At 70.7% G+C, this 21,846-nt stretch carries 21 protein-coding genes and 1 riboswitch; of the genes, 11 read left to right on the top strand and 10 right to left on the bottom strand.

The features are described 5' to 3' along the window. Window positions 1–40: 40 nt before the first annotated feature. From P3X83_RS35060 to P3X83_RS35035, 6 genes are all read right to left on the bottom strand, one after another. Window positions 41–229 carry a hypothetical protein gene (locus P3X83_RS35060; protein WP_277309642.1) on the bottom strand — a complete coding sequence of 63 codons (189 nt, stop codon included), beginning with the start codon at window positions 227–229 and terminating at the stop codon, window positions 41–43. 169 nt (window positions 230–398) lie between these two features. After that, complete coding sequence (locus P3X83_RS35055; RefSeq protein ID WP_277309641.1) at window positions 399–1,481, bottom strand: DUF1214 domain-containing protein; 1,083 nt, start codon at window positions 1,479–1,481, stop codon at window positions 399–401. A gap of 76 nt (window positions 1,482–1,557) precedes the next feature. Further along, a complete protein-coding gene (locus P3X83_RS35050) occupies window positions 1,558–2,877 on the bottom strand; it encodes a S8 family serine peptidase (RefSeq protein WP_277309640.1) in 1,320 nt (439 codons plus the stop codon). A 52-nt stretch (window positions 2,878–2,929) separates the two neighbouring features. Continuing rightward, window positions 2,930–3,550, bottom strand: a complete 621-nt coding sequence (locus tag P3X83_RS35045; RefSeq protein WP_277309639.1) for a hypothetical protein — start codon at window positions 3,548–3,550, stop codon at window positions 2,930–2,932. Beyond that, window positions 3,544–3,669, bottom strand: a complete 126-nt coding sequence (locus tag P3X83_RS35040; RefSeq protein WP_277309638.1) for a hypothetical protein — start codon at window positions 3,667–3,669, stop codon at window positions 3,544–3,546. The genes P3X83_RS35045 and P3X83_RS35040 overlap by 7 nt, the downstream gene beginning before the upstream one ends. Before the next feature lie 177 nt (window positions 3,670–3,846). Then, complete coding sequence (locus P3X83_RS35035) at window positions 3,847–4,653, bottom strand: SAM-dependent chlorinase/fluorinase (protein ID WP_277309637.1); 807 nt, start codon at window positions 4,651–4,653, stop codon at window positions 3,847–3,849. 116 nt (window positions 4,654–4,769) lie between these two features. On the opposite strand from P3X83_RS35035, the gene P3X83_RS35030 reads away from it, so the two are divergent. Further along, the gene (locus P3X83_RS35030; RefSeq protein WP_346742776.1) at window positions 4,770–5,153 is read left to right on the top strand and encodes a DUF3263 domain-containing protein; all 384 of its coding nucleotides are present in this window, start codon (window positions 4,770–4,772) and stop codon (window positions 5,151–5,153) included. Window positions 5,154–5,252: 99 nt separating this feature from the next. Continuing rightward, window positions 5,253–6,044 carry a trehalose-phosphatase gene (otsB, locus tag P3X83_RS35025; protein WP_277309663.1) on the top strand — a complete coding sequence of 264 codons (792 nt, stop codon included), beginning with the start codon at window positions 5,253–5,255 and terminating at the stop codon, window positions 6,042–6,044. A 22-nt stretch (window positions 6,045–6,066) separates the two neighbouring features. On the opposite strand, the gene P3X83_RS35020 is transcribed toward otsB, so the two are convergent. After that, window positions 6,067–7,494 (bottom strand): trehalose-6-phosphate synthase, encoded by a 1,428-nt coding sequence (locus P3X83_RS35020; RefSeq protein ID WP_277309636.1) that lies wholly within the window; start codon window positions 7,492–7,494, stop codon window positions 6,067–6,069. Window positions 7,495–7,597: 103 nt separating this feature from the next. On the opposite strand from P3X83_RS35020, the gene P3X83_RS35015 reads away from it, so the two are divergent. From P3X83_RS35015 to P3X83_RS34980, 8 genes are all read left to right on the top strand, one after another. Beyond that, window positions 7,598–8,155, top strand: coding sequence for an RNA polymerase sigma factor (locus P3X83_RS35015; RefSeq protein WP_277309662.1), 558 nt, complete (start codon window positions 7,598–7,600; stop codon window positions 8,153–8,155). 121 nt (window positions 8,156–8,276) lie between these two features. Further along, window positions 8,277–8,420, top strand: a riboswitch (SAM riboswitch). 15 nt (window positions 8,421–8,435) lie between these two features. Continuing rightward, entirely contained in the window at window positions 8,436–9,704 is a 1,269-nt protein-coding gene (gene thrC, locus P3X83_RS35010; RefSeq protein ID WP_277309635.1) for a threonine synthase, read from the top strand. 31 nt (window positions 9,705–9,735) lie between these two features. Beyond that, the gene (locus P3X83_RS35005; RefSeq protein WP_277309634.1) at window positions 9,736–10,017 is read left to right on the top strand and encodes a MoaD/ThiS family protein; all 282 of its coding nucleotides are present in this window, start codon (window positions 9,736–9,738) and stop codon (window positions 10,015–10,017) included. Window positions 10,018–10,669: 652 nt separating this feature from the next. After that, on the top strand, window positions 10,670–10,810 hold the full coding sequence (locus P3X83_RS35000; protein ID WP_277309633.1) for a hypothetical protein: 141 nt from the start codon (window positions 10,670–10,672) through the stop codon (window positions 10,808–10,810). 997 nt (window positions 10,811–11,807) lie between these two features. Beyond that, window positions 11,808–12,008: a cold-shock protein gene (locus tag P3X83_RS34995; protein WP_106250594.1), complete on the top strand. Its 201-nt coding sequence runs from the start codon at window positions 11,808–11,810 to the stop codon at window positions 12,006–12,008. 981 nt (window positions 12,009–12,989) lie between these two features. Further along, on the top strand, window positions 12,990–14,615 hold the full coding sequence (groL, locus tag P3X83_RS34990) for a chaperonin GroEL (RefSeq protein ID WP_277309632.1): 1,626 nt from the start codon (window positions 12,990–12,992) through the stop codon (window positions 14,613–14,615). Between the two features lie 274 nt (window positions 14,616–14,889). Next, window positions 14,890–15,651, top strand: a complete 762-nt coding sequence (locus P3X83_RS34985) for a L,D-transpeptidase (protein WP_277309631.1) — start codon at window positions 14,890–14,892, stop codon at window positions 15,649–15,651. A 58-nt stretch (window positions 15,652–15,709) separates the two neighbouring features. Further along, the gene (locus P3X83_RS34980; RefSeq protein ID WP_277309630.1) at window positions 15,710–16,516 is read left to right on the top strand and encodes a choice-of-anchor P family protein; all 807 of its coding nucleotides are present in this window, start codon (window positions 15,710–15,712) and stop codon (window positions 16,514–16,516) included. A 179-nt stretch (window positions 16,517–16,695) separates the two neighbouring features. Here P3X83_RS34980 and P3X83_RS34975 read toward each other — a convergent pair whose 3' ends face one another. Further along, window positions 16,696–17,124 carry a GNAT family N-acetyltransferase gene (locus P3X83_RS34975; protein ID WP_277309629.1) on the bottom strand — a complete coding sequence of 143 codons (429 nt, stop codon included), beginning with the start codon at window positions 17,122–17,124 and terminating at the stop codon, window positions 16,696–16,698. A 45-nt stretch (window positions 17,125–17,169) separates the two neighbouring features. Beyond that, window positions 17,170–19,284, bottom strand: a complete 2,115-nt coding sequence (locus P3X83_RS34970; protein ID WP_277309628.1) for an AAA family ATPase — start codon at window positions 19,282–19,284, stop codon at window positions 17,170–17,172. 183 nt (window positions 19,285–19,467) lie between these two features. Between P3X83_RS34970 and P3X83_RS34965 the strand changes: the two genes are divergently transcribed. Next, entirely contained in the window at window positions 19,468–19,791 is a 324-nt protein-coding gene (locus tag P3X83_RS34965) for a hypothetical protein (protein ID WP_277309627.1), read from the top strand. 369 nt (window positions 19,792–20,160) lie between these two features. Here P3X83_RS34965 and P3X83_RS34960 read toward each other — a convergent pair whose 3' ends face one another. Further along, on the bottom strand, window positions 20,161–21,807 hold the full coding sequence (locus P3X83_RS34960; protein WP_277309626.1) for a DNA repair helicase XPB: 1,647 nt from the start codon (window positions 21,805–21,807) through the stop codon (window positions 20,161–20,163). Between the last annotated feature and the right edge of the window lie 39 nt (window positions 21,808–21,846).

Here is a 21,846-nt window from a genome sequence, read left to right as displayed (position 1 = left end):
TCCGCCGGAGCGGCTCGCCTGGTCCGTTGGGGTGGGGCGCTCAGTCGCCCAGGCCGCCGAGGCCGGCGGCGCCGCCCGCCAGGTCGCTGAGCCCGCCCTCCTGCAGCGCGCCGAAGACCAGCCCGAGCACGTCCTTGATCGGGTCCTGGGCCTGGGCCGACGCCATGCCGGCCGGGACGATCACGGCCATCCCCGCGATGGCGGTGGCGACAAGAATGCGACGGATCATACTTTCTTTCCCCCGAAGCTCTCCCGGGCACGGCGAATAGACCCGCCGCCCGGGTGGATGCGATGTGTCGCCCGAAGCATCCCAGCACCGCGGCGGGCACAGGACCGACTTGACGCTTAACCCACCACGAGCGGTGGCGATCCTGGCGGAAGAGTGACCCGGGACGCGATCAGCGTTTGATCACCTTGGTGATCGGGCGTTCCGGGGTGCGATCCGGCAGGAACCAGCGGAACCAGATCCGGCCGCGGGTGTGCCCGGCCGTGGACACCCAGTTGGGCATGCCCGGATCGTTGGCAGCGACCACGATTCGCCATGAGCCGTCCGGTTCGTATTCGACCTGCCCGCCGTTGATCGTCACCCGCTCCCACGCGTAGTCGTAGGTGTGCAGAAACGGGTTCCACAGGCACATGTTCCAGAAGGCGCACTCCGGCGAGCGCCCCTCGATGAGCAGGGCCTCGCCCGGTTCGAGGGAGAACGAGCCCATGGCGTACGCGGCGTCGCCTGCGGCCCAGCCGAAGGTCTCGGTCGGCACCGGGTACGGCTCGGCGACGTCGTTCTCCTCCACCAGCGGCAGCACCAGCGTGGACTGCTCACGCAGCCAGGTCAGCGCCGCGGTGAGCCGCCGCGCGAGGTCGGCGTCGGTCTCCTTCGGCGGCGCGCTGGGGGCGTCCAGGCATTCGATGGTCCACGCCGCCCGGCGTCCCGTCTCGGGGTCCACCAGGTAGTCGCGGGTGATCGCGCACACCACGTCGGGCTCCAGGCGGAGCCAGTTGGCGGTGGAGTCCTCCGGGGGCTCCTCGGGGGACAGGATCAGCTCGAACGAGCCGTCGAGGCCGAAGCGCATGGTGCGGTCGTTGGCGGTGGCCACGATGCGCTCGGCGTAGCGTCCGTCGTCGGGCCCGCCGTACAGGGTGAGGGACATGTAGGCCGCGTCCGCCCGCTGGCCGGTCACCAGATAGGTGCGCTCCGGGTCGAGGGGAGTGAAGCAGAAGTAGGCGTCGGCGTTGTCGCCGCCCCATTTCGCGTACGGCCAGACGATGTCGGTGAAGCGCGGCCGGTGCGGATGCGCCCATACCTGCGTGTCGAGTGCCACGCGCAGCAGCGAGAAGGCCCAGGTGCGGCCCTCGGCTCTGGTGCGTTCGTCGAACGTGGGATCGGCGGACACCCGCTGCTCGATGCGTGCCAGCTCGGCGAGGATCTCGTGGAAGACTGCGGAGCTGTCCGGGACGCGGGCGGTGCGGAGCGCGCTCATGGGGCCAATATTGGCATACGCGATCCTTCGCCAACATCCCTTGACAACTCCGTCTATACACGCATTTTGTAGCTGATCAATGTTGTCGTACATATCGGTGCGCGTTGTGATGGCGGATCACGACCCCCACTCCGACGAGCGCGCTGACCAGTAGCAACAGCGCTCCCACGAGCCAGCGCGAGGGCGCGGGATCACGCGGCGGGGGCCCACCGCCGAAATAGACCGGATGCACATTTCTGGCGCCGGATCTGCTGGTCTGCGAGGGCTTGACCGCTGTGGTCTTTCCGTTTCCGGTCGCCGCCGGACCCCGTCCGATCATGGGCGTGGGGCCCGGCCGGGTGCGCCGCGCCATCCGGGCGGCCTGCGCCAGCGCGAGGTCGGCGCGGACCACCCCATGCCCGTAGGAGGGGTCGTGGCCGGAGGCCGGACGGCGGGCCGTCCCCCGCTCCACCGCCCTGCGCACCTGCGCGGGCGAAAGCTCCGGATAGGCCGCCCGGACCAGCGCCACCACCCCGGCCACCATCGCCGCCGCCGAACTGGTGCCGTCGCCGACCACGTAGGAATCGGGGCCGTCGGCGCTCACGATCCGCGCGCCCGGGGCGACGACCGAGAGGTACTCCTGCCGGTTGGAGAACCTCGGCACGCGCATCGTCTCGTCGACCGCGCCGACCGCGATCACGCCGGGGTAGGCGGCGGGGAAGTTGCGACGGTTGCCGCCGGCGCCGTCGTTGCCCGAGGAGGCGACCAGGACCGCGCCGTGGTCGAGCGCGTACTGCACGGCCTCCTCCTCGGCCGCCGACCCCTCCCAGGTGCCGCTGCCGCCGCCCAGCGACATGCTGATCACCTCGGCGCCCTGGTCGGCCGCGTAGCGGATGCCGCGCGCCAGCGCGTTGCCGCCCCGGCCCGCGACCCGCCCGCGCTGCGGGTCGTTGTTCTCCAGCGTCACCCGCACGGAGAGGACCCGGGACTCGGGGGCGACGCCGAGCACGCCGCTCGCACCCTGCCTGCCGTGCCCGCGTCCGGCGATCAGGCTGGCCATCGAGGTGCCGTGATGCCCGAAGTAGCGGGACCTGCCCCGGCCGCCCGTGAAGTCGGGCCCGGGCGTCACCGCGTCCGCCAGATCGGGATGCCGCGCGTCCACCCCGGTGTCGAGCACCGCCACCAGCACCCCCTCCCCCCGGCTGCGGCGCCAGGCGTCCGAGGCCCGCAACGCGGTCAACGGCCACTGCTTGGCCCGCGCCGCCGCCGCCACATCCTCCTCCGGCCCCATCCTCACCAGGAGGGTGGAGGGGGCCGCGCTTCGGCCGGAGGACGCGGCCGGCGGGGCCGTCGATGGTGCCGTGCTCAGTGCGGTCGCCAGGAGGAGCGGCGTGAGCCGCCGGAAGGCCGGGGTCACCGCGTCAGGTTCCGCTGCGGGGCCGGGGGGAGGGCCCGGGGTGGGGGTGGGGTCATCGGGTCAGGTCTCGGTGGAGGGTGGTGGCGAGTTCGCGGGCCACCCGGGTGAGGCGGGAGTCGATGCTCGTGCCGCTGGTGTACGGCCGGCCGTCCGCGTAGCCCGCCGACGTCAGCACGACGTAACGGTCGTCGCCGCCCGCCAGCGCGCCCGCGACGTACTGCCGCTCCCCGAACCCCTCGGCCGCGCCGCCCGCGAAGCCCGCCGGGCGGACCGAGGGCGGGCGCAGGCGCGGCCCGCCGGTCGGCCGGGTGCCGAGCCGCCTGGCGGCGGAGGAGGACGCGCCCTCCGCCTTGTCGGACAGCACCGCGATGCCCGCCGTGGCCACGTAGGTCTGCGTGCCGTCGGCGTAGGTGGCCCGCAGGATGGTCAGGCACCCGAAGGGCCGCAGCGCCCTTGCCGCGTCGGGTTGCAGGCCCCGGTCGCACGGGACCTCGGTGGCCACCCCGGTGAGGCGGTATCTGACCGCCGCCCCCGACGGGCTGGTGCCCGGCACCGAGGCGGGGAAGATGCGGCCCGCCGGCCAGACCCGCCAGCGGTCGCCCACCGAGGCCCGGGTGCCGCTGTGCGCGGGCGGCCAGGACAGTGTGGCGAACGTGAGCACCGCGATCAGCACGGCGGGCAGCGCGTACGGCCCGCGCCGCGCACGCCGGACCCGGCGGCGGCCTCGCGGTCGGCCACCCAGCGGACGGCCACCGCGCTTCTTGCGGTGCGCGCCACGGTGACGTCTGTCACGTGTTTCGGTCAAGGCGCCCTCGCCAAACGGATCAGGCCCGCGGTTCGCGGACCCGCACCCGATCATCCGCCGGTGCTGCGCCCATTCTGACATGCGGCGGCGCCGTAGTCCTGCGGATCGGTAAACAGGGCGATACGCAGGGTAGTGAGATTCATGTCAGGTTTTTGGTGTGGGCATTACCGCGCCGGGGATACCCGGACGTGCGCGCCCGGCGGGATGCCGAGGCGCTGCGCGGCGTCGCCACAGTTGATCGCGAAGGCCAGCAGGCCCGCCGAGTCGGCGAACGCCACCAGGTCGCCGGGCGGCACCGAGGCGAACGTCTCCCGGAAGGGCACGGAGAGCTGGCGGCGGCCCAGCCACACCGCCAGGGTGTCGCCCGCGCGGACGCCGAGCGAGCCGAGGTCGCCCGCGCTGATGGAGAGCTGCGCGTTGCCGTACCGGTCGACGGAGACCACCTCGCCCTCGACCGCGCCCTCGCGCCGGTAGGAGGTGGGCGCGGGCAGGTGCACGAGCCGGTCGGGGGGCACCTGCGCGCCCAGTTCGCTGATCGGCAGCCCGTTGCCCAGGTGGGCGGCCACGGGCGCGAAGACGTCGCGTCCGTGGAAGGTGGGCGAGACGGGGGACAGGAACAGGTCGGTGTTGGTGATCTCGTAGGCGGCCGTGGTGCCGCCCGACGCGTTGACCGCCCAGGACAGCAGGCCGTTGTCGGGTCCGAGGAACACCCGGTCGCCCGCTTCGATCGCGACGGCCCGCCGCGCTCCGCCTACGCCGGGATCGACGACCCCGATGTGGATGCCGGGCGGTAGATACGGCACGGTCTGGGCCAGGACGGCCGCTCCCCGGCGCACGTCTCCCGCCGGGATCAGGTGGCATACGTCGATGAGCCGCGCCCCCGGCGCGATGCCGACGATCACACCATGGCAGGCGGCGACATATCCGTCTTCCAGCCCGTAGTCCGTAAGAAGCGTGATGACTGGGGTCACAACTGGTGACTGTACGTCTCGTCAACCGCCGTGAACACCCGCAAATTGCCGACTACGATGGCTGCGGGCCGCGTGCTCACGGCGTGATCGCCGCGGGCCCGACCAAGGAGGAGAGCATGGACACTGCACCGGTGCACGGTGACAGTGGTACCCACGAACCATCCCCAGAACCCCTGAATTCCCCGGCTTCTACGGCCTCCGCCGCTTCCCAGGACTCCCAGCCGTCCGCGGCCTCCCCGGCCGCCGAGGGCGGCCTCAGCGAGCGCGACCTCGGGATCCTCGCCTTCGAGCGCCAGTGGTGGCGTTACGCGGGGGCCAAGGAGCAGGCCATCCGTGAGGAGTTCGGGTTCTCCGCCACGCGCTACTACCAGTTGCTCGCCGAGCTGGTCGACCGTCCGGAGGCCCTCGCCCATGACCCGATGCTCATCAAGCGGCTGCGCAGGCTGCGGGCCGCGCGGCAGCGCGAGCGCGCCGCCCGCCGTCTCGGCATGCGTCCCTGATCGACCGGGTAGAGAAATCGCGTGACCGACCAACCTCGTGACGCCCCGCCCGCCGACCTGCCGGCCGACCTGCCATGGCCGCGCACGGCGGCGGGATCGGTGGGGCTCGACGCGATCGTGGCCGATCCGTCCGGCGCGGTCGTCGGGCTCGACTTCGACGGCACGCTGTCACCGATCGTGCCCGATCCTGCCTCCGCCCGCGTGCACCCGGACGCCCCGGCCGTGCTCGCGGAGCTGGGCGTGGCCGTCAAGACCATCCTGGTGCTGACCGGCCGACCCGCCGCGTCCGTCATCGAGTACGGCGTGGCCCCGGACGGCGTGGGCCTGGCCGACGTACCTGGCCTGGTGGTGCTCGGGCAGTACGGCGTGGAGCGCTGGGAGGCGGGCGAGCTGACCTCGCCGCCGCCGCCCGAGGGCGTCGAGGCCGTGCGCGCGGAGCTGCCCAAGGCGCTGGCCTCCCTCGGCGTGCATGACGCCTGGGTGGAGGACAAGGGCCGGGCGCTGGCCGTCCACACCCGGCGGGCGGCCGACCCGAGGGGCGCGTTCGAGACGCTGGCCGAGCCGCTGGCGGCGCTGGCCGCGCGGCACGGCCTGATCGTCGAGCCCGGGCGGTTCGTGCTGGAGCTGCGTCCGCCGGGCACGGACAAGGGCGACGCGCTGAGCGCCTTCCTGGCCGAGCGGTCCGCCCGCTCGGTGCTGTACGTGGGCGACGACCTGGGCGACCTCGCGGCCTTCGACGCGGTGCGCGGATCGGGCCTGCCCGGCGTGACCGTGTGCAGCGGCTCGGCCGAGGTGACCGCGCTCGCCGACCGCGCCGACCTCGTCGTGGACGGCCCGGCCGGGGTCGTCGCGCTGCTTCGCGCACTGAGCGGGGCCGCTCGCCAGGGGTGACCCTCTCTGGTCGGGGGAGTCGTCAGCCGTCGAGGGCGTCGAGCTGCTCGCTGAACCAGGCGTCCGGTGGCAGCGCGGTGGCGGCCGAGCGCAGCCGTTCGCCCCGCTGGGCGCGCTCCTCCTCCGGCATCACCAGCCCCTCGTGCAGGGCCTCGGCCGTCCCCGCCACGTCGTAGGGGTTGACCAGCAGCGCGTCACCCCCCAGCTCGGCCGCCGCGCCCGCCTCGCGGGACAGCACCAGCGCCGCGTTAGGCGACAGGACCGGCCCCTCCTTGGCGACCAGGTTCATGCCGTCGCGGATGGGGTTGACCAGCAGGACGTCGGCCAGCCGGTAGGCGGCGAGCGAGCGCGGGTAGTCGTCGTGGACGTTGAGGATCAGCGGGTCCCAGTCCTCGCTGGCGTAGTCGTCCTCGATCTCCTTGGCGCAGCGCTGCACCGCCGCCGTGTACTCCCGGTATTCCGGCAGGTCGTGGCGGGACGGGTAGGCGAACGCCAGATGCACGACGCGGCCGTGCCACTCGGGGTGCGCCGCCAGGAACTCCCGGTAGGCCAGCAGCCCCCGGACGATGTTCTTGGACAGCTCGGTGCGGTCGATCCGCACGATGAGACGGCTGTCGCCGACCTGCTGGCGCAGCGCCGCCATGTGCGACTCGACGTCGGGCTCCAGCGCCCGCGTCCACAGGGCCTCGCCGTCCACGCCCAGCGGGTGGACGCCGATCCGTGTCGTGCGTCCCTCGTGGGTGACGGTACGCCCGGCGCGGTCGACCTGGGCGCCGAGCACGCTCTCGCAGCAGTCCATGAACGCCATGGCCCAGCGCTCGGTCAGGAACCCGGCGTGGTCGGCCCCGAGGATGCCGCAGAGCACCTCGACGCCGACCTCGTCCGGCAGCAGCGAGAAGTACTCCGGCGGGGCCCACGGAGTGTGGGAGAAGTGGGCGATCCGGACGTCGGGCCGCTCGCCCCGGAGCATCGCGGGCGCCAGGGTCAGGTGGTAGTCCTGGATCATCACGCGGGCGCCAGGCCCGGCCTCTTCGGCGAGGGCGAGCGCGAAGGCCGCGTTGTACGACTGGTACGACTCCCACTCGCGGTAGAACCGGGCGTCGAAGTGGGGCGCGTTGGGCGTGTCGTAGAGCAGGTGGTTGATGAACCACAGGGTGGAGTTGGCGATGGCGTTGTAGGCGCGGTGGAACGTCGCGGGCGGGATGTCGAGCATGCGCAGCGCGCCCGTGTCGTATCCGGCCTGGTCGAGACGCCCGCCGGGGGCCAGCCGTACGGCCGAGCGGTCGTCGTCGGACAGCGCGGCGCACACCCAGAGCACGTCCATCTGTTTGACCACGCCGGACAGGCCGGAGACCAGCCCGCCGCCGCCTCTGCGCATGGTGAGCTCGCCGTCCTCCGACAGGGTGAAGGACACCGGGCCGCGATTGGAGGCCACCAGGACAGCGTTCATTGTTAGACCACCGTTCCCTCGCCGTGGGACGCTTGCGGGAAGGTTAACCAACCCTGACCCCTGACCATAGGATGTCCAGGACTCACGGCTGATGGGGACCCGAATGGCGCTGGACGAGACGACCGAGCAACTGGCCCGCGACGCCGCACAGGGCGACCACCGGGCACTCGGCGAGCTGCTGCGGCGGATCGAGCCCGACGTGTTGCGGCACTGCGGCCGTATCCTGCCCTACTACCAGGACGCCGAAGAGGCGTGCCAGGACACCCTGCTCGCCGTGGCCCGCAACATCGCCCGGTTCGAGGGCCGTGCCCGGTTCAGCACCTGGCTGCACATCGTGACGGCGAACTGCGCCCGTACGACCTACCGCTCGCTGAAGCGGCGCGCGGCCGAGCAGAGCTCCGACGAGCTGCCCACCCAGCGTCCCGACGTCCGCAGGGTCAGCGTGATCGCGGGATCGCGGCTCGACCTGCTCGACGCGATGGAGGCTCTGGAGGCCGACAAGCCCGATCTGGCCCAGGCTCTGGTGTTACGCGACATCTGTCAGCTCGACTACGCCGAGGTGGCGGACCAGTTGCAGATCCCGCTCGGCACCGCGAAGTCACGCATCCATCAGGCGCGCAAGTTCGTGCAGGCCGCGCTGGGCGACGCCTACGGCGCCTGAGGGTCTGTCCGTGTCTTGATCCAGGATGTCTCGAATGCTGATACACGACGCGGGGTTGCGGACCTGTCGGGGTAGAGTGCGATAGAGCTGGGATGCCCCATGCTCGCCTATAACTACATATTGCTCATCCAGAGGGGTGGAGGGACCGGCCCTGCGAAGCCCCGGCAACCCTCCCGGAAACAGCGCTCGCGACCTGGCGAGAGGCCGACCGGGACAGGTGCCAAATCCGGCCTGTGATCACGGTGGTCGCAGGCGAAGATGAGGGAAAGGCCTCGCTTCCATGGCGCTCGCGACACACGACAAGCCCACCACCTCCATTGATTTCGGCGCCGCCGTCGCGCTGTCCTGCCGCGAGTGCGGCACCCGCTACGACCTCGGCCCGAACTTCGCCTGTCTGGAGTGTTTCGGCCCGCTTGAGGTCGCCTACGACTTCGGGCGGGTCACCCGTGAGGAGATCGAGGCCGGCCCGGCCAACGTGTGGCGATACCGCTCGCTGCTGCCGGTGCCCGCCGACGTGGCCGCCAAGCCCAACCTCGCCCCCGGCTGGACCAAGCTGGTCAAGGCCGACCGCCTGGCCGCCGAGCTGGGCCTGCGCTCCCTGCACGTCAAGGACGACTCCGGCAACCCCACGCACTCCTTCAAGGACCGCGTGGTCGCCATCGCCCTGGAGGCGGCGCGCAACTTCGGCTTCCACACGCTGTCCTGCTCCTCGACCGGCAACCTCGCGGGCGCCGTGACCGCCGCCGCCGCGCGGGCCGGGCTCGACGCGTGCGTGTTCATCCCCGCCGACCTGGAGCAGCCCAAGGTCGTCATGGCCTCGGTGTACGGCGGCAGGCTGGTCGGCATCGAGGGCACCTACGACGACGTCAACCGGTTCTGCTCCGAGCTCATCGGCGACCCGCTCGGCGACAAGTGGGGCTTCACCAACATCAACCTGCGGCCCTACTACGCCGAGGGGTCCAAGACCCTCGCGTACGAGATCGCCGAGCAGCTCGGGTGGCGGATCCCGGACCAGATCGTGATCCCGATCGCCTCCGGCTCGCAGCTCACCAAGATCGACAAGGGATTCGGTGAGCTGATCAAGCTGGGGCTCGTGGAGGACAAGCCCTACAAGATCTTCGGAGCCCAGGCGGCGGGGTGCTCGCCGGTGTCGGCGGCGTTCCGCAGCGGGCAGGACGTGATCAGGCCGGTCAAGCCGGACACCATCGCCAAGTCGCTGGCCATCGGGAACCCGGCGGACGGGCCGTACGTGCTGGACATCGCCCGCCGTACGGGCGGGGCGATCGACGACGTCACGGACGCCGAGATCGTGGACGCGATCCGGCTGCTGGCGCGCACCGAGGGCATCTTCGCCGAGACGGCGGGCGGCGTGACCGTCGGCGTCCTGGCCAAGCTGGTCCGCGAGGGCCGTCTCGACCCCGAGGCCGAGACCGTGGTCCTCAACACCGGCGACGGCCTCAAGACGCTCGACGCCGTGGCCGATCAGGCCCGCCCGAGCGCGGTGATCCGCCCCAGCCTCGACGCGTTCCGCGCCGCCGTTTCCGAGTGATCTTCATATACAACGAGAAAGTGAGCCTGTCATGAGCGTTTCTGTGCGTATTCCGACGATCCTGCGCACGTACACCAACGGGGCGGCGGAGGTCGGCGGGGAGGGCGCGACCCTGCGCGAGGTGCTGCAGAAGCTGGACGCCGACTACCCGGGCATCGGACCGCGGATCCTGGACGAGGCCGGAAAGATCCGTCGTTTTGTGAACGTGTACGTGGGCGACGAGGACGTCCGTTTCGCCGAGGGCCTCGACACGGCCACCCCGGACGGCGTCCAGGTCTCGGTCATCCCGGCGGTAGCGGGCGGAGCCCGCTAAGGGGTCTGTCTGCGGGCTTTGTCTGCGCATTCTGGGGCATTATCGGTATTTTCCGGCATGAATTCCATGCCGGATCGTTCCACGCCTAAGAAAGAAAGGGGCGTGGAACGGCCCCTCCGGGATCGCCCACCCTTCCGAGAACGGCCCCCACCGGGGGTTCGCCCACCCTTCGGGAGCGGTCACCCCTCCATGAGCCTCCTCTGGCGCCGGCCTTGGTCGCCCGCTCCACCAAACGTGGAGCCGGGCGCCCGCCGTCCCAACGGGACACCCTCCGCAGGCTCATCGTTCCCGCAGCATGCGCAACCGCCCCGTACGACCGCCACCACCACCCAACCCCGCACCGCCGCCCTCTGTGACCGCGCCCACGTTCGGCCCGGCGCTGTTGCCCCTCCGCGGCCGGGCCGCCGTCCGGCCTGAGCTGTCGGCTCTCCAAGGGCCCGCGCCGCCGTCCGGTCTGCATGGCGGTCGGCGGTCCCTCTATGACCGCATCCATGTACGGCGGGGTGTGGGGGTGGGATGTCCGGAGTGTGGGGTTTTGGTGCTCCGAAGGTGGAGTTGGGAGTTAGGGAGTTCTGATTGTCCGGATAGTGGGGGAAAGATCAAGTTACAGTGATGTATGGGCCTTGAGAGGATGCCTGGGCGGCCGTTTCTCGTGGCCGTCGGACTGGTGACGCTCTTCGACATCTACCTGGGGAGTGCGTCCTTCCGGTTCATCGAGACGTTCCTCTTCATGGTCGTCGCCTGGGGTGGTCTCGGGCTGTACTGGGTCTACCGGGTGGTCGCCTTCCAGTGATCTGGATCTCACGGCTGAGGATGACGGCGTGACCCTCCGGCACCTGGACGGCCCCTGGTACGGCCTGCAGGGCTGGGACGGTTGGTGACACGCCGTATAGCGCGGTTCGCGTATCTGTTCCGATCGGCCTCACGGTAATCGGCACTATTACGGATGGCGCAACTTGAGTAGGTCTGCTTTTGAAGGCGGAGTGACGGTATTCGGCACTCCTGAACGACCATTCCCGCCAGGACGGTGACCGGCTCCGTACGCTGCGGAGACGCCTCGGGATTGCGCTCGCCGGCCGCCCGGGGCGACATGGAGTTGTGGCGGAGCGGCTAATCGGCACTATTGCGGAGGCCCTACGACGGGGCCGGCGGGTGCCAGGTGGACCCCCATGTGACTACGGGGTATTCGAGGTTTGCGTACCGCTATTTCCGGAGCGCAAGAGGTGAGGGTTATTCGTGTTGCCTGCCTCCTGTCGCCGCTTCGCGCAGCAGGGTGAAGCGTCCTCCATCGCGGACCGTACCGGCCAGCCGCAGGTCGGGGCGGTTACGGAAGTCGAACCTTCCCCTCACGGCGGGTGGGACCTATAACGCGATGGGAGGGTTGCGGCGCTGTGTGCGGGTTGTATGGGAAGCGTCGCGGTCCGTGCGGGGAATGGGGTTATGGGCGGGGAAGTAGTGATCGGATGGCCCCCCATGACGGCGGCTAAGAGCCTCCGTTCCTTTCCTGTCATAGGTAATGGTGCAAGTTTTAACCATAGATTCGTTGGAAGAAAATTCTCCTCAACATGCTATGAGCGAACGCCAAGAACGAGTTTTGGCTCTGACTCTGTTGCTCAATGCCGTCCCACAGGTATGGTCGAGATCGATCGACGTAGCACGAGTAGGAGTAAGGAGTTGGTCTCCCAAGTATCTGGGAGTCCCATACTTCAGTCTCTCTATCCCCGCTTCGGAGATCGCGGGCCGCGCAGAGGAATGGGCACGGTCCGGAGCCCAGCAAGAGGAGTCGGAAAGTGGCGCAGGGCACCGTCAAGTGGTTCAACGCGGACAAGGGCTACGGCTTCATCGCGGTAGACGGTGGTAAGGATGTGTTTGTCCATTACTCGGCAATCATGATGGACGGTTACCGTTCGTTGGAGCAGGGCCAGCGGGTCGAGTTCGAGATCACCCAGGGGCAGAAGGGGCCCCAGGCTGAGTCCGTCCGGACGGTCTGAGCCGCGTAGTCGGCCCGTCGGCGTCGAGGGGGACCCCGAGCCGCCGGGCAGGTGACGCGGGTCATCCACACGTGGAACGTCTGGTGGGCCGGTGTGTCCGGAGCCGCGCGGCAGCGCAGTCCGCGCGGAATCGCCGGATGACCCCGGCCCGCCCCAAGGGTCCGGCCCTTCCCCTTTCCGCGGGCCGGTCCCTTTCCTTACCGCAACCGCATAATTCGCAGCCGTACCCGGGCCCGTCGGCGGCCGGTGGCACCACCAGGCCGGTCGCCGGCGGGTCAAGTGCGGCGGACGGCAGTCGCGACCACCCGCGCCGGGAGCGGGGGCGGGACGCTGACGCCGACGTGAGCCCGGACGCCCCGTAGCGTGCCGGGCTGAGGCGGTTTCGCGGTGATGGCTCGCTGATGTCGGCTCGCCGGTCCGTCGGCTTGTCGGCCCGTCCACCCGGCGGAAGGTTCGGGGCGAGCCGGCGCTCTGCCCGAGAGGCCATGCTCCAGAGACCAAGCGGCGGGCCGGTGCGGCGGCCGTGGGGACGCGGCTGGCGGGAGGTCGGTGGAACGGCCCGTGTGGCGGAGTGGGTGCGGACACGCCGGTCTGAGGTGGCCCGTTCGGAGGCGGCGGGGGCTGGTCCTGAGGTGGCCCTGTGGGGAAGCGCGGGGGTGGGCGGTGGTGTCTGGGCCTGGGGGCTGGTTCGGGGGTGATACATGAGGGCGCTTCTGGTGGGGGCGGTTTTCCATACCGTGAGGTGGGCGGGGGGAGAAACTGCAGGTCGGCGCTGGTCGTTAGGGTTCGCGCTTGCACTCGGGTGGGTAGAGTGCTAAACAGTTCGTTGGCACTCTCCTGTCGAGAGTGACAAACCGGGATCGAGGCGATGGGGCCTCGCGGACCACGGCGACCGGTGTCGTGGGCAAGCGGGTTCACATGCCGTCGCGGGCGTCGGCTCGATCCGCTGCAAGCCACCCTGTATCTGGGAGGTCTAGCCGTATGGCAGCCAAGATGATCGCGTTTGACGAGGACGCCCGGCGCGGTCTCGAGCGCGGTATGAACCAGCTCGCCGACGCCGTGAAGGTGACCCTTGGTCCCAAGGGTCGCAACGTCGTGCTGGAGAAGAAGTGGGGCGCCCCCACGATCACGAACGACGGTGTCTCGATCGCCAAGGAGATCGAGCTCGAAGACCCGTGGGAGAAGATCGGCGCCGAGCTGGTCAAGGAGGTCGCCAAGAAGACCGACGACGTCGCGGGCGACGGCACCACCACCGCCACCGTGCTCGCCCAGGCGCTGGTACGCGAGGGGCTGCGCAACGTCGCGGCCGGCGCGAACCCGATGGCGCTGAAGAAGGGCATCGAGGCCGCCGTCGAGCGGGTCAGCGAGGAGCTCTCCAAGCTGGCCAAGGACGTGGAGACCAAGGAGCAGATCGCCTCCACCGCCTCCATCTCCGCCGCCGACCCCGAGATCGGCTCGCTCATCGCCGAGGCGATGGACAAGGTCGGCAAGGAAGGCGTCATCACCGTCGAGGAGAGCAACACCTTCGGCCTGGAGCTTGAGCTCACCGAGGGCATGCGCTTCGACAAGGGTTACGTCTCGGGTTACTTCGTGACCGACCCGGAGCGCATGGAGGCGGTGTTCGAGGACCCGTACATCCTCATCGTCAACTCCAAGATCTCCGCCAACAAGGACATGCTGCCCCTGCTCGACAAGGTCGTGCAGGCCGGCAAGCCGCTGGTCATCATCGCGGAGGACATCGAGGGCGAGGCCCTGGCCACCCTCGTGGTCAACAAGATCCGTGGCCTGTTCCGCTCCGTCGCGGTGAAGGCCCCGGGCTTCGGCGACCGCCGCAAGGCCATGCTCGGCGACATCGCCACCCTGACCGGTGGCCAGGTCGTCTCCGAGGAGCTGGGCCTGAAGCTGGAGACCGCCGGTCTCGACATGCTGGGCCGCGCCCGCAAGGTCGTGGTGACCAAGGACGAGACCACGATCGTGGACGGTTCCGGTGACGCCGAGCAGATCGCCGGCCGGGTGAACCAGATCCGTGCCGAGATCGAGAACACCGACTCGGACTACGACCGTGAGAAGCTCCAGGAGCGGCTGGCCAAGCTGGCCGGTGGCGTCGCCGTCATCAAGGCGGGCGCGGCCACCGAGGTCGAGCTGAAGGAGCGCAAGCACCGCATCGAGGACGCCGTTCGCAACGCGAAGGCGGCCGTCGAGGAGGGCATCGTCCCCGGCGGTGGCGTGGCGCTGCTGCAGGCGGGCACCAACGCCTTCGACAAGCTGGAGCTGAAGGGCGACGAGGCGACCGGTGCGGCGATCGTCCGCAAGTCGCTTGAGGAGCCGCTGAAGCAGATCGCGGTCAACGCCGGCCTTGAGGGTGGCGTCGTCGTCGAGCGCGTGCGCAACCTCACCCCTGGTGAGGGCCTGAACGCCGCGACCGGCGAGTACGTCAACATGTTCGAGGCGGGCATTCTCGACCCGGCCAAGGTGACTCGCTCGGCGCTGCAGAACGCCGCGTCGATCGCGGCGCTGTTCCTCACCACCGAGGCCGTCATCGCCGAGAAGCCGGAGAAGGAGAAGGCGCCGGCGATGCCGGGCGGCGGCGGCGACATGGACTTCTGAGTCCAGCACGCCGGTAATCCGCGCAGGAAGAGGGTGGTCCCCGTAGGGGCCGCCCTTTTCTCGTTCCCGGACCCTTCCAGCCCCCTCCAGCCCCCGTGCGGGCCGCCCCCGGCCCGCCCTGGTTTGTGGCAAGAAGGGTCATGGCGCGGGCATGGGCGGGGCCGTCCGCGTCAGCGGGCCGTAAACCTCGGGTCTGCACTCCGCCGCGCGGCTGATCGGCCGATCGGCCGGTCGGTAGTGTCCCCCCGGTCGGACAGCCAGCAGGGGAGCAGTGATGAGCGAGCGATGGCCGAGGAGGAGACCGTACCGCGGCGTCTCCGTCGTCGCCGTTCTCATGTTGTTCGCGGCGGGTTCGAGCGTGTCGCGTACGGCGGGGACGATCTCCCTGCCGCACGCGACGACGTTCACGGCCCTCACCGGCGTGGCGCGGGACTCCGCGCCACTGTCCGAGGGGACGGGCGTGGTGGTTCATCCGGTGGAAGCGACACCGGTCCGCGCGCGTCCCGGTGGCCGTCCCGTGGCGGTGTTGCCGAGTCTGCAGCTTGGCAACCCGACGTGGGTGCCGGTCGTTGCGACCGTGCCAGGGTGGATCAAGATCCTGCTGCCTTCGCGTCCCAACCGCGCGACGGGGTGGATCTCCGGGACGGCCGGCGGCCTTCAGGTCGCCCGCAGTCCCTACCTGGTCAGGGTCGAGACGTCGGCTCGGCGGTTGACGGTCTACAGGTCCGGGCGGGCGATCGGCCGGTGGACCGTCGGAGTGGGCGCTCCCAAGACGCCCACTCCGCTCGGGCGGACCTTCCTGCTCGCCTCGCTCAGCGGTGAGCGAGAGGCCGGTCCGCCTGTCATGCCCACGGGAACGCATTCCCGAACGTTGGACTCCTACGGTGGCGGTCCGGGGACCGTCGCGTTCCATGGCTGGCCCGACAAGTCGGTCTTCGGCAGGGCCGTCAGTCACGGATGCATCCGAGCGCCCGACAGCGCCCTCGAAGCGTTGTCAAAGGTCCCGCTCGGCACCGTCGTCATCATCACGCGCTAGGGATCCCCGGGATCGCACCGCCTAGCCGTACCGAAATCCGTTACCCATAGGGGGGAACATGGGTCTCAGCAGACACGTCGCGGGGGCGGCGGCTCTCGGAGTCGCCGTGGCCGCGACACTGGTGGGCGCCGCGGCCTCGGCGTCGCAGGCGAGCACCGACTCGCCCAGCATCGCCTACGTGCTCTCGGCCACGGGGCCGGTCGCCATCAACCCGGTGCCCAAGGCCGTCTGGCCGGAGGGGCAGCCGGCGCGCAGGGTCGCCCTGCAGAGCCACGAGAACTCGCTGATCACCGCCACCGGTCTGGTCGCGGCGGCCGACGGCACGCACTCCGAGGCGACCGCCGCGGACGTCCGCACCATGGAGCGGCACATCACCGCCCAGGTGATCAAGGCGCGTTGTGAGGGCGGGCGGGGCGTCACCACGCTGACCGGCGCCCGTCTCGGCGAGCGCGCCATCGAGGCGAACCCGGCGCCGAACACCACCATCCCGGTGGACCTCGGCAAGATGGGGACCGCTTCGGTCACCTTGAACAAGCAGGTCCGGGGCGCCGACGGCCGACTGAACGTGACCGGCATGGCCGTGTCCTTGCCGCTGGCCGAGGGGCAGTCGCAGACGGTCGACGTGGCCTCGGTCGCGTGCGGCGGCGCGGGTGGCACCGGCGGTTCGGATAGCTCCAGCCAGCACAACGACGGCAACGACCACGACTCGAACGGGCCGGGCGCGCACGGCGACGCGGACGACCAGGGCCGGGGCGACCACGGCGTCAGGCCGGCCGACGTCTCCGAGGTCGTGCGGCGCGACAAGGTCGAGGAGGCCGCTCCGGCTCCGGTGCCGGCCGAGGTGGACCTGCCCGTCGCCGGCTGATAACCGGTAGCAAGGCACGATCGGTAACAGAACACACGATTCACGGCAGGCGGGGGGCATGGGGAGCGCCGGCCGGTAACGCAACGAAGCGTTCCGATGCCTCCGCCCGCTCGCGCGACCGGCCCACGGGATCTCACCCGTGGGCCGTTCGCGTCGGTCAGCGGCCGATCATTGGCCGATCACCGGCCGGTCACTGGGGGGAGGGGCTTGACCCAGCGGCCCCACTGGGGCTGGCGGTCGTAGCCGGCGGCGGTCCAGGCGTGGTGGGCGAGGGTGTTGTCGTGCAAGACCATGGCGTCCGCGCGGAACGCGCCGAACGCGGCGAACCGGGTCTCGGCGGCGCGCAGCAGGGTGGTCGCGATGCCCTTACGGCGGTGGCCGGGGTGGACGGCGAGGCGGTAGAGGTGCGCGCGCCAGCCGTCCCAGCCCGCGATCAGTGTGCCGACCAGTTCACCGCCGAGCTCGGCCAGCAGCAGCGCCTCGGGGTCGCGCTCGACCAGCGCCACGATCTTGTCGGCGGAGTCGAACCGGTCCGTCCCCTCGGCGGCCTCGCGCCAGAAGGCCAGTACGCCCTCGATGTCGTCCATGCCGCCCGATCGGACATCCACCCCGCGCTCTCCCATGCCCCAGCAAGCTACTACATTCAACGACCTTCAGGCCGCCAGAGCCTCGGGCAGGTCGCGGGCGTGCAGCACGGTCAGCGACGTGACCGCGCGGGTGAGGACCACGTAGAGACGCGCCAGGCCGCGCGGTTCGGCGGCCACGATGTCGGCGGGCTCGACGACGATCACGTGGTCGTACTCCAGGCCCTTGGCGAGGGTGGCGGGGATCACCAGCAGCCGCTGCTCGCCGGTGGAGTCGGGGGTGAGCACGGCGTGCTCCAGGTCGTCCGCGGTGAGCGCCTTGGACACGGCCGGGACCTCGGCGTCGGGGACGATCACGCCGACGGAGCCCTCCCTGGCGAGCGCCTCGCGGGTGGCCGCCTGGACGGCCTCGGCGAGGCCGGCGGCGGCGGCGTGCCGTACGGACAGGGAGCCCGCGCCGGGACGCAGCGAGCGCGGGGCGGCGAGCCCGGGGGCGACCGAGGGGAGCAGCCGCGCGGCGTAGTCGAGGACCTCCCTGGGCACCCGGAAGCCGAGCGTCAGCTCGGTCACCTCGCCGGACGGGCGGCCCAGGTGGGTGAGGACGGCGTCCCACGTCCGCGTGGACCAGGGGGTGGTGCCCTGGGCGAGGTCGCCCAGCACGGTGGCCGACCCGGTACGGCAGCGCCGCCCGAGCGCCCGCAACTGCATCGGCGAGAGGTCCTGCGCCTCGTCCACGACGACGTGCCCGAGTGACGGCGTGCGCTCGATCAGGTCGGCCAGCTCGTCCATGAGGGCGGCGTCGGCCGCCGACCACCGGGCCGACTTCCACGAGCGCGGCGGCTTGGCCCAGGGCAGCAGCTCCAGCTCGTCGGTTTCGAGGGCGGAGCGGGCGGCGGCGGCCAGGAAGGCGGGGTCGGACAGCAGGCGGTGCAGCACCTGCTCGGGCGTCACCTTGGGCCAGACGGCGTCGAGGATCTGCTTGACCGGCTTGGACCTGGCCACGGCGTCCTGCACGCGGTCGTCGGGCGACTCGCCGCGCTGTTCCATCCTGACCAGTACGGCGTGCGCGAGCCGCTGCGCCAGCGCGGCCCGCCCGGGTCCGTACCGGGTGGTGCCGCGCAGCGAGGCGACGATCTCGCGCACCTCGTAGTCGGGCACCCGGAAGCGGGACGCCCCTCGCGTGTAGAGGACGCCCTCGGTCGGCTTGGCGATGTGCAGCCACAGCGCGCGCTCCAGCACGGCCGCCATCCGGGCGTCGCCCTTGAGCGCGGCCACGGCGGGGTCCTCGGGGGCGGCGTGCTCGCCGACGATGCCGCCGATGGTGGTCTGCTCCACCTTGACCTCGCCCAGCGCGGGCAGGACGGATGAGATGTAGGAGAGGAACGCGCGGTTGGGCCCGACGATCATCACGCCGGAGCGGGCCAGCTTCTCCCGGTGGGTGAACAGCAGGTAGGCGGCCCGGTGCAGGCCGACCGCGGTCTTGCCGGTGCCGGGCGCGCCCTGGACGCACACCGTCTGGGCGAGTTCGGCCCGCACGATGTCGTCCTGGTCGGGCTGGATGGTGGCGACGATGTCGCGCATCGGGCCGGTGCGCGGGCGTTCGACCTCTTGGGTGAGGATGCGCGAGGCGGTCGGCACCGCGTCGTCCTGGTCGAGGTGCTCGTCCTCGAAGGCGGTGAGGTCGCCGCCGTGGTAGCCGAAGCGGCGGCGGCGGGCGACGTCCATCGGATCCGCGGGACCGGCCTGGTAGAACGCCCTGGAGACCGGGGCGCGCCAGTCGATGACAAGAGGCCTGCTGCGGTCGTCATGGATATGACGGCGGCCGACATAGATGGTCTGGGGCAGGTCGTCGCGGGCCGAGCGGTCCAAGCGGCCGAAGAAGAGGGGGGTGTCGGGGTGGTCGGCGAGCGCCGCCACCCGTTCGTCCAGCAGGGCCTGGAGGATCTGCTGGGAGACCCAGTCGCCGGCGGCGTCGGCGGACAGCGATCGCGCGTGCTCCCGCATCGCGCGCAGCGCCGCCCGGGCGGCGGTGAGGTGGCCGCGCTCGGCGGCGAGGATCTCACCGGGGTCGTCGCCGGGGCGTATGTCGGGGGCCGAGTGATCGGCCAGACGATCGGCCGAGTGGTCGGCCGAGTGGTCGGCCGGATGGTCCGCGGATTGGTCCGCGGGTCGGGGTTCGGGCATGCGAAGGTGCCTCCCTGCCGGATCGGGGACGGTTACGCGCGTGCGCGTACGACGTCGGAATGGAGGTTGGTCGCCAGGTGGCGAATGAACCAGCCTACCGGCGTACGCCAAATGCCTCCACGCATTAAAATCCCGTGTCGGTTCCCTGGACTGAGACGGTGTGAGAGCGGGTAATTCTGATGGGTGACACGCACCTGGGCGGCGATATCCCCCGTCATCCCCACGGTGGCCGTGCTGCTGCTGGCGGCGCTGTGGGGTGCGTCGGTGTACGCCGGTTGGGGGCTGGAGGCGTTCTGTTCCGACGGTGAGCCGGTGTCCGCCTGCGCGGCGCGGCTGGAGACCGTCTCGACGTTCTCCGGGCTCTTCGCCGTGGTCGGCGGGTGCTGCGCGGTGGCCGCGTGGCTGCTGCGCTCACCGCACGCCCTGATGCCGCTCATGATCGCGGCGGTCGTGGCCTGGGTGGCCGCGGAGGGTGTGTTGTTCTTGGGGGGAATGCTAATCCGGTAACCATTCCTGCACAGTGCGTCATTCTGACGGATTTTCCGGAAAAAGCCGCTCCAGTCCGGTGATTGGACCGGATCATGGGGTATGCCGCAGTTGGCCAAGACCCGGCCAAAGCGAGGGGGTGGTGGGAATGTCGAGGACCCGCGGAATCTCGTGGATCTGACGAACAGCGACGTGTTCGCCAGCGTTTCGGCCGGATGACCGGCTAATCGCCGGCGGGCACGTCGGCGTCGTACCCGCCCCGTTTTCGGACCCGCAGAAATCGCGAGTGTCGTTCATACCTGAGCGTTTTCCGTTCACGCACAAGCACCATTCGGTCACGCGCGCGTACGGTTCATGTTCATCCGTGCGTACAAGCTGGCACTATGCCGTTCACTCGCCCGCGAGAACGTCGTCCGCGTCCACGATTCGATAGGCGTATCCCTGTTCGGCCAGGAACCGCTGCCGGTGCGCCGCGAAATCCTGATCCACGGTGTCCCTGCTCACCACCGAGTAGAACCGCGCGCCGCCGCCGTCCGACTTGGGCCGCAGCACGCGCCCCAGCCGCTGCGCCTCCTCCTGGCGTGAGCCGAACGTGCCGGAGACCTGGATGGCGATCGCCGCCTCCGGCAGGTCGATGGAGAAGTTCGCGACCTTGGACACCACCAGCACGCGGACCTCCTTGTCGCGGAACGCCTGGAACAGCCGCTCCCGCTCGCGGATCCGGGTGTCGCCCTTGATCACCGGGGCGTCGAGGTGCTCGCCCAGCTCGTCGAGCTGGTCGATGTACTGGCCGATGACGAGCACCTGCTCGCCGGTGTGGCGGCGGACCAGCGCCTCGGTGACCCGCGTCTTGGCCGGGGTGCTCGCGCAGAACCGGTAGCGCTCCTCGGTCTCGGCCATCGCGTACGCCAGCCGCTCCTCGTCGCTGAGCGTCACCCGCACCTCGACACAGTCGGCCGGGGCGATCCAGCCCTGGTTCTCCATCTCCTTCCACGGAGAGTCGTAGCGCTTGGGGCCGATCAGCGAGAACACGTCGCCTTCCCGGCCGTCCTCGCGGACCAGCGTGGCGGTCAGGCCGAGCCGCCGCCGCGCCTGCAGGTCGGCGGTCATCCGGAAGATCGGCGCGGGCAGCAGGTGGACCTCGTCGTAGACGATCAGGCCCCAGTCGCGCGCGTCGAACAGCTCCAGATGCCGGTAGACGCCCTGACGGCGGGTCGTCATCACCTGGTAGGTGGCGATGGTGACCGGGCGGATCTCCTTCTTGGTGCCGGTGTACTCGCCGATCTCCGCCTCGGTCAGCGAGGTGCGCTTGAGCAGCTCCTGTTTCCACTGGTGGGCGCTCACCGTGTTGGTGACCAGGATCAGCGTGGTGGCCTCGGCGTGGGCCATCGCGGTCGCGCCGACGATGGTCTTTCCGGCGCCGCAGGGCAGCACCACGACGCCGGAGCCGCCGTGCCAGAAGGCGTCGGCGGCCTCCCGCTGGTAGGGGCGGACGATCCAGCCGTCCTCGTTGAGCTTGATCGAGTGGGCCTCGCCGTCCACGTATCCGGCGAGGTCCTCGGCGGGCCAGCCCAGCTTGAGCAGCGCCTGCTTCAGCGTGCCGCGCTCGGAGGGGTGGACGGCCACGGTGTCGGCGTCGAGGCGCGGGCCGAGCATCGGCGCGATCTTCTTGGCGCGCAGCACCTCCTCCAGCACCGCGCGGTCGGAGGAGGACAGGGCGAGACCGTGCACCGGGTGCTCCTCCAGGCGCAGCCGGCCGTACCTGGCCATGGTCTCGGCGACGTCGACCAGCAGCGCGTGCGGCACCGGGTAGCGGCTGTGCGCGATCAGCGCGTCGACGACCTGCTCGGCGTCGTGCCCGGCGGCCCGCGCGTTCCACAGTGCCAGCGGCGTGACGCGGTAGGTGTGGACGTGCTCGGGGGCGCGTTCCAGCTCGGCGAACGGCGCGATGGCCTTGCGGCACGAGTCGGCACCGGGGTGGTCCACTTCGAGCAGCAGGGTCTTGTCGGACTGAACGATGAGCGGACCGTCGTTCAAGACTGCCTCCAGGGGTCCGTGCGGCTGACGCCTATCCAA

Source organism: Spongiactinospora sp. TRM90649 (assembly GCF_029382225.1).
Taxonomy (GTDB): Bacteria; Actinomycetota; Actinomycetes; order Streptosporangiales; family Streptosporangiaceae; genus Spongiactinospora.
The sequence above is the reverse complement of the archived record's forward strand: the minus strand, read 5'-3'. Positions and strand labels throughout refer to the sequence as shown.

Coding starts and splice junctions, on each gene's coding strand:
- P3X83_RS35060 (WP_277309642.1), bottom strand. CDS start 229: ATGATCCGTCGCATTCTTGTCGCCACCGCCATCGCGGGGATGGCCGTG.
- P3X83_RS35055 (WP_277309641.1), bottom strand. CDS start 1,481: ATGAGCGCGCTCCGCACCGCCCGCGTCCCGGACAGCTCCGCAGTCTTC.
- P3X83_RS35030 (WP_346742776.1), top strand. CDS start 4,770: ATGGACACTGCACCGGTGCACGGTGACAGTGGTACCCACGAACCATCC.
- P3X83_RS35020 (WP_277309636.1), bottom strand. CDS start 7,494: ATGAACGCTGTCCTGGTGGCCTCCAATCGCGGCCCGGTGTCCTTCACC.
- P3X83_RS35015 (WP_277309662.1), top strand. CDS start 7,598: ATGGCGCTGGACGAGACGACCGAGCAACTGGCCCGCGACGCCGCACAG.
- thrC (WP_277309635.1), top strand. CDS start 8,436: ATGGCGCTCGCGACACACGACAAGCCCACCACCTCCATTGATTTCGGC.
- P3X83_RS35005 (WP_277309634.1), top strand. CDS start 9,736: ATGAGCGTTTCTGTGCGTATTCCGACGATCCTGCGCACGTACACCAAC.
- groL (WP_277309632.1), top strand. CDS start 12,990: ATGGCAGCCAAGATGATCGCGTTTGACGAGGACGCCCGGCGCGGTCTC.
- P3X83_RS34985 (WP_277309631.1), top strand. CDS start 14,890: ATGAGCGAGCGATGGCCGAGGAGGAGACCGTACCGCGGCGTCTCCGTC.
- P3X83_RS34980 (WP_277309630.1), top strand. CDS start 15,710: ATGGGTCTCAGCAGACACGTCGCGGGGGCGGCGGCTCTCGGAGTCGCC.
- P3X83_RS34970 (WP_277309628.1), bottom strand. CDS start 19,284: ATGCCCGAACCCCGACCCGCGGACCAATCCGCGGACCATCCGGCCGAC.